The 1,969-nt window shown below is 66.3% G+C and carries 1 protein-coding gene and 1 pseudogene; both read right to left on the bottom strand.

Annotation, left to right across the window (positions count from 1 at the left end; translation table 11 throughout):
- Positions 1-328 (bottom strand): annotated as a pseudogene (locus tag ACFWFR_RS19235) (hypothetical protein); the annotation flags it as partial.
- Positions 325-1,851, bottom strand: coding sequence for an ABC transporter permease (locus ACFWFR_RS19230; protein WP_377617481.1), 1,527 nt, complete (start codon positions 1,849-1,851; stop codon positions 325-327). The gene ACFWFR_RS19230 and the pseudogene ACFWFR_RS19235, both read right to left, overlap by 4 nt.
- Positions 1,852-1,969: the final 118 nt, after the last annotated feature.

Genomic DNA, 1,969 nt, shown 5'->3' with positions numbered 1-1,969 from the left:
GGCGCGGTTCGTGCGGAGGCCGGCAGTTCGGGACGCCCTTCCGGTGGTGCACCGAGCTCGGAGCACCACCGTTGACCAGAGGGTTGGTCGCTCCCTGGCCGGACGGGACGAAGTTCCACCAGCCGGTCCACGAACCGAAGCCGACCGAGGTGACCGCGAGGATCGTGATCAGCGCGAGGACGACGACCGAGATGACCGCGCCCTTGTGCCGGAGGAACCGCCGGCGGACGATCTGGTTCTGCGAGAGCCCCTCGACCTCCTTGAGCTCGATCTGGTTCTCGACGTTCGGGTCGAACGTGGAATCTTGAGGAGAAATGGCGTTGCTCATGCGTTCACCCGGATCCGCGGGTCGAGGGCTGCGTAGATCAGATCAGCCACGATGTTGGCGATGATGGCGAGGGCCGCCACGATGACGAGGTACGCCATCACTGGATCGACCTCAGCACCCTGCAAGGAGTCGATGAACAGGGTGCCCATGCCCGGACGGGCGAAGACCTTCTCGGTGATGATCGCGCCACCGAGGAGCGTGATGACGTCGATCGGGACGATCGTCGCGAGCGGGATCAGCGTGTTGCGGAACCCGTGGCGCATGATGACCGTCCGCTCCGGCAGGCCCTTGGCGCGCGCGGTGCGGATGTAGTCCTGGCTCATCACCTCGAGCATGCTCGACCGCGAGTAGCGGGTGTAGCCGGCGAACTGGATGAGGACCAGCGCGATCGTCGGCAGGAGAAGGTGCGTGAAGCTGTCCAGGGTCCCGACCCAGAAGTTGCCTCCGAGGTTCGGGGTGGCGTCGCCGATGGTCGCGAGCGGCCGGCCGTTGATCGCCGGAGCCTTGAGGTAGGCGGGCCAGATCGACATGACCTTGTCCACGAAGATCATGGACGCCACGAGGAACGCCGTGATCGCAGCGCTGCGCGCGGAGATTCCTCGGTCCGGTCCTCCCCAGAGGTAGCCGATGGCGATGCCGACGGCGACCGTCAGGATCGCGAGGCCACCGACGAGGGCCCAGCTGTCGACCGCACGGAGCACGGACCTCAGCGGGTAGTAGAGCGCGAGCCCCAGCGCCACGGTCGACAGTGCGGCGCCCAGGGCGCGGCGGTTCTGCAGGCCGGCCGTGAGCGCGGTGATGGCGAAGGCGAGCGCCGTACCGGTGATGAGGATGATGACGGGGCCGAGGTTCGGCTGGAGCCACCAGTTGGAGAGCTGGAGGTAGTAGAGCGCGCCGACGGTGACCAGGAAGGCGCTGCCGAACGTGATGAGCCGCTTGCGGGCCGTCCCGCCGAAGGCGAGCATCCAGGCCGTCCCTGCCAGGGCACCGGCGACCGCTATCACGAGCGGGCTCAGCGACGGATCCTTGAGGAAGTCGTTGAAGCCGATAGCACCCCACTGCTTGAGCAGCACGGCGACCCAGAAGGCCGGGAGCGAGTAGAGCACGAAGGACAGGAAGATCGTGATGTAGTCGAACGAGCTGTACTGGCGCAGCGCGCTCACGATGCCGATCATCACGCCGAGGATGATCGCGATGACGGTCGCTGCGGCGACGAGCTGGATCGTGGAGGCGACGGCCCCCTGGAGCAGGCTCGAGACGGGCTGACCAGAACGCCAGCCGACGCCGAAGTCGCCGGTCACGAAGTCACCGAGCCACTTGAAGTAGCGGATCACCGGGTGCGTGTTGAGATCGAGGATCTCGGTGCGCTCGGCGATCCTCTGCGCCTTGACCGCGCCGTCCGTCAGCGACTCGAGGTCTTCGAAGGGCCTGATCGACTTGCTCACGAGCAGGTACATGGCGAACGTCGACACGAGCAGGGTTCCCAACCCTGCCAGCAGACGCCGCGAGATGAAAGAGAACATTGGAGGGCATACCTCGCTGAAACTAGGGACCCAGGTTAGGGCCGGGCAAGTCTACGCGCGGGTAGCGCGAGGAGACGTTCAGCCGGCGCGAGGTGAGGGTCATGGTGGACTCCTGCCG

The organism is Oerskovia sp. NPDC060287, from assembly GCF_042726775.1.
Classification (GTDB): domain Bacteria; phylum Actinomycetota; class Actinomycetes; order Actinomycetales; family Cellulomonadaceae; genus Oerskovia; species Oerskovia merdavium.
This window is presented reverse-complemented; position numbering and strand designations above follow the sequence as displayed.